The following is a 6973-nucleotide window of genomic DNA, read 5'->3' as shown; positions in this document are numbered from 1 at the left end:
CGGTGGCCCCGTCCGCGTCGCCCGCCGCCGCCCCACCGCCGCCCGCCTGAAACGACGACGGCCGCGCGGGCAGGTGCCCACGCGGCCGTCTTCTTCAAGCGCGGCTTGCTACTGGAGGAAGGCCTTCTTGACCTCGGTGAGGAGCGGGTTGGTGCCCGTCACGGGGTCGGTGCAGCCCTGGTTGATGGTCCAGATGATGGTGCCGCCGTAGCCGTTGGCCTTGGCGTACTGGCCCTTGGCCTGGATGGCCTCCGGACCGTCGTACGAAATCCAGCGCACGGTGCCGTCCTCCACGGGCGTGGTGAAGGTGACGTAGTTGGCCTGCGCCGCCGTGTCCCACCGGAGGGTGCCCGTCTTGGAGAGCTGGAGGATCTTCTTGTACGTGAAGGAGTTGTCCCCGCCCACGTAGTCGGACCAGTTCGTGAAGGGCTGGCGCGGGCCGGTGATGTTGCGCCATGCGAGGCCGTAGAACGGGATGCCCATGCCCAGCTTCGCCTTGGGGATGCCCGCGTTGACCCACGCCTTGAGGCTGGACTCCACGGACGTGGGATGGGTGCCGGACTCGCCCGTGAGCGCGGACGTGAACCACGAATCCCAGCCGTCCCAGACGCCAATCATCTCGTAGGACATGATGTTGACCTGATCCAGGTACGCGGCCAGCTGCGGGTACCACTTCAGCTCCGCGTCGGAGGCGAAGTTGTTGTTCACCCAGCCGATGGGGAACGTCAGCAGCATGTTGGGCCGCAGCTGACGCAGCCGCTGCACGAGCGCGAGCAGGTTCGGCTTGTCCGCCTCCTCCACCGGCTCCCAGTCGATGTCGAGCCCGTCGTAGCCGTGGTCGTCCATCGTCTTGAGCAGGTTCGTGACGAACTTCTCCCGGTTCGCGGGGGTGGCCGCGCCCACCCAGCCGGCGTGCTCGCCCGCGCCGCCCACCATGATGATGGCCTTGCGCCCCGCGGCGTGCGCGCGCGCGGACAGCGTCTTCGCCATGGCGGAGCCGTTCGAGTTGTCGAAGAGGGCGCTGACCGTGCCGTCCGGTTTCGGCGTCACGCGCCCGACGATGATGTGCGTGAGCGCGGTGAAGTCCACCTTCTCCGGCGGGTACTCATCCGCGTTCCAGCCCGTGTAGTAGCCGGACACCCACTTGTTGGTGCTGCCCACCGGGCCCGTCACGGTGATGGTGGCCAGGGCCTTCTTCGTCGCGTCCGCGCTGCTCGTCGCGACGACGTGGTAGCTGCCCGCCGTCTGCGGCGCGGTGTACGTGCCGCTGGAGGTGATGGTGCCGCCCGCGGCGCCCTCCTGGACGGACCAGGTGACGGCGGTGTTGGTGGCGCCCGTCACCGTCGCGGTGAAGGTCTGCACGCCGCCGCGCACCAGCGTCGCGCTCGTGGGGGTGACGGTGATGCTCACGCCGGTGGGCGCGGTGCGCGTCCCCGACACCGCGGTGGAGCGGGCGCTCTCCCCGGCCGCGTTCAGCGAGGTGACGGCGTACCAGTACGCCGTGCCGGTGACGGCGCCGGTGTCCTTGTAGGCCGCGGCCGTGACGGGCGCCGAGGTGAGCTTCGTGTACGTGCCCGTCTGGGACGTGGCGCGGTAGACGTTGTAGCCGGTGGCGCCCGTCACCGCGCTCCAGCCGAGCGCGATGTCCGTCGAGGAGCCGGTCGCCTTCAGGCCCGTGGGGGTGGCAGGAGCCGTGGTGCTCGCCGCGAGGCGGAGGTTGTCGAAGTGCATCACGGGCAGCGAGCGGCCCGCGTTCTCCATCACCACGAACCCGCTGAGGCTCGCGTTCGCCGCGCCCAGGTTCGTCAGGGGCACGCGGCACAGCGTCCACGCGGAGGCGCGGAGGGTACCGCCCGCGCAGAACGGGTTGAGCGCGATGGGCGTCTTCTGGGCGGTGCCCACGGTCGCGTAGACGGCGAGCGCGGGGTTGCTCGTCGCGCCCGGGTTCACCTGGAGCTCCACGAAGCCGTAGCCCGTGGTGGGGACGCCCGCGTGGTGCAGGTACACCCCCTTCCAGGCGCCGAACGTCGCGGAGAGGGAGCGGGTGCCCGCGAACACGGGGCTCGTCGCCGTGAGGCTGTGCGTTGTGTAGGACCAGTCTTCCCAGCCCGTACCCATGGCGTCGTCGAACAGCGTGGTCGCGCTGGCGAGCGCGTCCTGCGACGTCTCCAGCGAGTCCACATCGCCCGCGGTGGAGGTGAAGTCCGGGGCGCCACCGCACCCGGTGTGCACAGCGCCCAACGCCACGAGGAACCACATGAGCTGTCTTCTCAAGTTTGCTCCTGTCGCCAGGGAGAGGATGTGGTGCCGGGGGTAAGGCCTGTCCTTCCCGCAGCGTGGGGAAGGACGCCCCCGGTCACCCTGGTGCCGGCCGGAATTGGCGGGCGTGCAACGGGGGACCTGGCGAACGCGGGCTGACAAACACCGCGATCGCTCGTCAGCGTTCAAGGCATGGGGTGGGGCATTTGGGTACGTCACAAGGACGCCCGGCCGGTGCGCGGACGGCCTCACGGGCGTCCGGTGTCAGAGGGGAACGTGCCTGGAGGCAGCAGGAGCGGGCGGGCCCTCCCCGCGCCTGGAGGCGCTGCATGCGCGCCTCCAGGGGGAAGGTCCCCGCGCCGTCACACGCGGGACTTCAATCCTTCACGGACAACGGACGTCGGTGTTTCGCCGTCAGTCTTTCGGAGACGACGTGAGGAACGTCCACGCGCTGTTGTTGCCCTGCAGGTACGTGTGGAAGTGGTTCTCACCCGGACGGTAGAGGCCCGTCTGCTTGAGCTGCTGATGCAGCGCGGGCAGGTGGTAGTAGGGCACCGACGGGAAGAGGTGATGGGAGAGGTGATAGCCGGCGTTGAAGGGCGCGATGAAGAAGCGCTCGAACCACGTGGGCGCCTCCACGTCGCGCGTCTCGTGCGTCTCGTCCTGCGTGGCCGGCGTGAAGGGGTGCTCCACCACCGCGCGGATGCGGAAGGCGATCATCATCAGCGTCAGGGACGGCAGCGACCACAGGAGCAGGTAGTGCAGCCAGCCGCCCGCGAGCGTGAGCCCCACGATGAGCGCCACCAGGAACAGCGCGTAGCGCACGTGTTCGGCGCGGGAGATGGGCGGGCCGCCCTTGCCCGACAGCCGGCCGGAGTAGGACCAGGGGACGATGATCTTCATGTGCGACGCGGTGAAGACGCCCACCATGTCCCCCAGCAGCACGCGCGCCGTGCCCCAGCGCGTGCGCGGGAAGATCCACGCGGAGTCGCGCTGCGCGGTCCTCCAGTAGGGGTCCTGGGGCGTGTTGACGTAGCGGTGGTGCTCCACGTGCTCCTTGCGGTAGCCCGCCGTGGTGATGTTCGTGGGAAAGGCGCACAGCAGGTCCGCCACGAGGTCGTTCGCCGTCCGGTTCGTGAAGAGGTGGTAGTGGGACGCCTCGTGCACCAGGCTCAAGAGCGCGTGCTGCCGCGTGGAGATGACGACCGCGGCAATCACCCACGCCCACCAGCGGTCCACCTGCACCACGAACGCCACCGCCAGTGCGATCATGATCCACTGGCGGGCAATCGCCCACAGCCCGCGGATGTTGGTCACCGTGGACAGCTGGCGCACGCTGGCCGTCAGCGCCCGACGGTCGAACTTGCGAGAGGTGACCGCTTCCGATTCATCCAGCAACGACTGTTCTGGAACGGCAAGCATGGGCGACAGGCCTCCTGCGTGTGATTACACCGCCTAAACGGTAATAATCTTATATCATGATAATCTGGAGGCCCGAAAGACCCGCCCCCCACTTCGCGCCGGAAGGCACTGGGGCGCGAGGGCAGGGCGGGTGTTGAGTGGTGCCCAGAAGGCGGCCTTCCAGGGGCCCTTGCGCGCGGTAAGGCCGGGCGCTCCTGCCTTTTGGCCATTGCGTTGGGAGTGTTGTCCGTACACTGGTCCCGAACGCCCTTTCCGCGTCCCGCGGCCCCAGGAAAGGCCGGGAGGTCCCAGTCCTCCCGGGTGATTGGATGCAGGCATCCTTCGACTTCCAGAAGCTCTTCGAGCTCTCCCCCAACCCGTACATGCTGCTGGACCGCGAGCTGCGGTACGTGACGGCGAACAGCGCCTACCTGCGGGTGACGGCCAGCCGGCTGGAGGACCTGGTCGGGCGCAACGTCTTCGAGGCGTTCCCCAACGACCCGGAGGACCCCGCCAACAGCAGCGTGCGGATGCTGCGCGACTCGTTCCTCCGGGTGCTGACGGAGGGCGTGCTGGACACGCTTGCGCTCATTCCCTACCGGGTGCCCCGGTGGACGGATGCGGGCATCGTCGTGGAGGACCGCTTCTGGAGCGCGACGCACACCCCGGTGCTGGATGACGGAGGCCAGGTGGCCTTCATCCTCCAGCACACGATGGACGTGACGGAGCTGCAGCAGCTCAAGCAGGCCGTGCGCGAGGTGGAGCAGGCGCAGGGGACGCAGCTGGAGGCGGGGGTGTTCCTGCGCGCCAAGGCGGTGCAGGAGGTGAACCGCACGCTCTCCGACGAGGGCCGGCGCCTGCGCCGGCTGTTCGAACAGGCCCCGGGCTTCATGTGCTCGCTGAGGGGGCGCGAGCACGTGTTCGAGCTGACCAACCGCGCGTACCTCCAGCTCATCGGCCACCGGGACATCCTGGGCAAGCCCGTGCGCGAGGCGCTGCCGGAGGTGGAGGGGCAGGGCTTCTTCGAGCTGCTCGACCAGGTCGTGACGTCCGGAGAGCCCTTTATCGGTCAGGGCATGCGCCTGATGGTGCAGCGCGTGCCCGGAGGGCCGTTGGAGGAGGCCTTCCTGGACTTCGTGTACCAGCCCATCGTGGAGGCCGACGGGAGCGTCTCCGGCATCTTCGTCCAGGGCAGCGACATCACCGCGCAGAAGCGCGCGGAGCAGGAGCTGGCGCGGCACCGCGACCACCTGGAGGACCTGGTGCGCGAGCGCACGCGGGCGCTGGAGGTGAGCGAGGCGGAGCGCCGCCAGACGGAGGCCGCGCTGCTCCAGGCGCAGAAGATGGAGGCGGTGGGGAAGCTGACGGGCGGCGTGGCGCACGACTTCAACAACCTGCTCCAGGTGGTGAACGGCAACCTGCAGCTGCTCCAGCGCGACCTGGCGGGCGACGCGAAGGCGCAGCGCCGGCTGGAGGTGGCGCTGGGCGCGGTGGAGCGTGGGGCGCGGCTGGCCTCGCAGCTGCTCGCCTTCGCGCGGCGTCAGCCCCTGGCCCCCACGTCGCTCAACCTGGGCCGGCTGGTGCGCGACATGGACGACCTCTTGCGCCGCGCGCTGGGCGAGGACGTGGAGGTGGAGACGGTCATCGCGGGCGGGCTGTGGAACACGTCGGTGGACCGCAACCAGTTGGAGAACGTCATCCTCAACCTGGCCATCAACGCGCGCGACGCCATGGAGGGCCGGGGCAAGCTCACCATCGAGGCGGGCAACGCGATGCTGGATGATCACTACGCGCTCTTGCACCCGGAGGTCACCGCGGGGCAGTACGTGATGCTGGCCATCTCCGACACGGGCTCTGGCATGACGCCGGAGGTGATGGAGCGCGCGTTCGAGCCGTTCTTCACGACGAAGCCGGAGGGCCGCGGCACGGGCCTGGGGCTGAGCATGGTGTACGGGTTCGTGAAGCAGTCCGGTGGCCACGTGAAGATCTACAGCGAGGTGGGGCACGGCACGTCGCTGAAGCTCTACCTGCCGCGCACCTTCCAGGCGGCGGTGCAGCCGACGGACACCGTGGCGGGGCCGGTGGAGGGCGGCACGGAGACCATCCTGGTGGTGGAGGATGATCCGGCGGTGCGCGGCACGGTGGTGGAGGTGCTGACGGAGCTGGGTTACCGGGTGCTCAAGGCGTCTGACGGGCAGAGCGCGCTCGCGGTCATCCAGAGCGGCCTGCCGGTGGACCTGCTCTTCACGGACGTGGTGATGCCGGGGCCGGTGCGCAGCACGGAGCTGGCCCGGCAGGCCCGGGAGCTGCTGCCGGACCTGGAGGTGCTCTTCACGTCGGGCTACACGGAGAACGCCATCGTGCACGGCGGCCGGTTGGACCCGGGCGTGAGCCTGTTGAGCAAGCCGTACCGTCGTGAGGACCTGGCGCGGAAGCTCCGCGCGCTGCTGCGCCAGCGTGAACAGCGGCTCGCGGAGAAGGCCGTGAAGCCGCCCGCGCCTGTGCCGTCGCGGGTGATGGAGGCTGACTTGAAGGGACCGCTGCGCATCCTGCTGGTGGAGGACGACCCGGACATCCGTGAGTCCGCGTCTGAGTTGCTGACGGACATGGGGCACGGCGTGCGCGCGGTGGAGAGCGCGGAGGCGGCGCGCACGGCGCTGGGGGAGGCGCCCTTCGACGTGCTCTTCACGGACGTGACGCTGCCGGGCATCTCCGGCGTGGTGCTGGCGCGCGAGGCCGTGAAGCAGTATCCGTCCCTGCGCATCATCATCGCGTCCGGGGATTCGCGCGCGGTGACATCCGAAGGTGGCCGGGAACTGGAGCGTGTGGTGTTGCTGCCCAAGCCGTATGACCTGAATCAGATTGAGCGCGCGCTGCTGCAGGCCTCCGCCGCGCGGACGCGGCCCGCGTGACGGACGCCCAGCCCCGACAGGGTGAGGAAGTCATCTACGTGGCCACGCTGCCCGGGCTGGAGCCGGCGCTGGAGGCCGAGTCGCGCGAGTGCGGACTCGCCCCCCGGCGCGCGGAGGGCGGCGTCGAGTTCGTGGGCCCGGCGGGCCTGCACCAGACGGCGAACCTGCACCTGCGCACCGCGAGCCGGGTGCTCTTGCGCCTGGGCACGTTCACGGCGCCGACGGCGGACGGGCTGGTGCGCGTGCTGGCGCGGCTGCCGCTGGAGGGAATCTGGGATGGCAGGACGCCGCCGAAGCTGTCGGTGAGCCTGCACCGCTCCGTGGCGCCAGGGCCGAACGTGGTGCTGGAGTCCGCGGCCGTGGCCTGGGGCCTGCCCGAGGTGGGGCGCGCGGGGCACCTG

General features: G+C 69.9%; 4 protein-coding genes. 2 read left to right on the top strand and 2 right to left on the bottom strand.

Annotated features, from left to right (window positions below):
- Window positions 1–108: 108 nt before the first annotated feature.
- On the bottom strand, window positions 109–2274 hold the full coding sequence (locus D7X12_RS37040) for a glycosyl hydrolase family 18 protein (protein ID WP_120629916.1): 2166 nt from the start codon (window positions 2272–2274) through the stop codon (window positions 109–111).
- 399 nt (window positions 2275–2673) lie between these two features.
- Window positions 2674–3681, bottom strand: coding sequence for a fatty acid desaturase family protein (locus tag D7X12_RS37035; RefSeq protein ID WP_120629915.1), 1008 nt, complete (start codon window positions 3679–3681; stop codon window positions 2674–2676).
- 308 nt (window positions 3682–3989) lie between these two features.
- On the opposite strand from D7X12_RS37035, the gene D7X12_RS37030 reads away from it, so the two are divergent.
- Complete coding sequence (locus D7X12_RS37030; protein ID WP_120629914.1) at window positions 3990–6572, top strand: response regulator; 2583 nt, start codon at window positions 3990–3992, stop codon at window positions 6570–6572.
- Window positions 6569–6973 (top strand): THUMP domain-containing protein (locus D7X12_RS37025; RefSeq protein WP_244225009.1); only part of this gene is annotated, 405 nt, incomplete at its 3' end. The genes D7X12_RS37030 and D7X12_RS37025, both read left to right, overlap by 4 nt.

It is taken from the genome of Corallococcus sicarius (genome assembly GCF_003611735.1).
In the GTDB taxonomy this organism is placed as follows: domain Bacteria; phylum Myxococcota; class Myxococcia; order Myxococcales; family Myxococcaceae; genus Corallococcus; species Corallococcus sicarius.
Note: the sequence above shows the minus strand (reverse complement) of the source record. Positions and strands in the feature narration are given on the sequence as shown.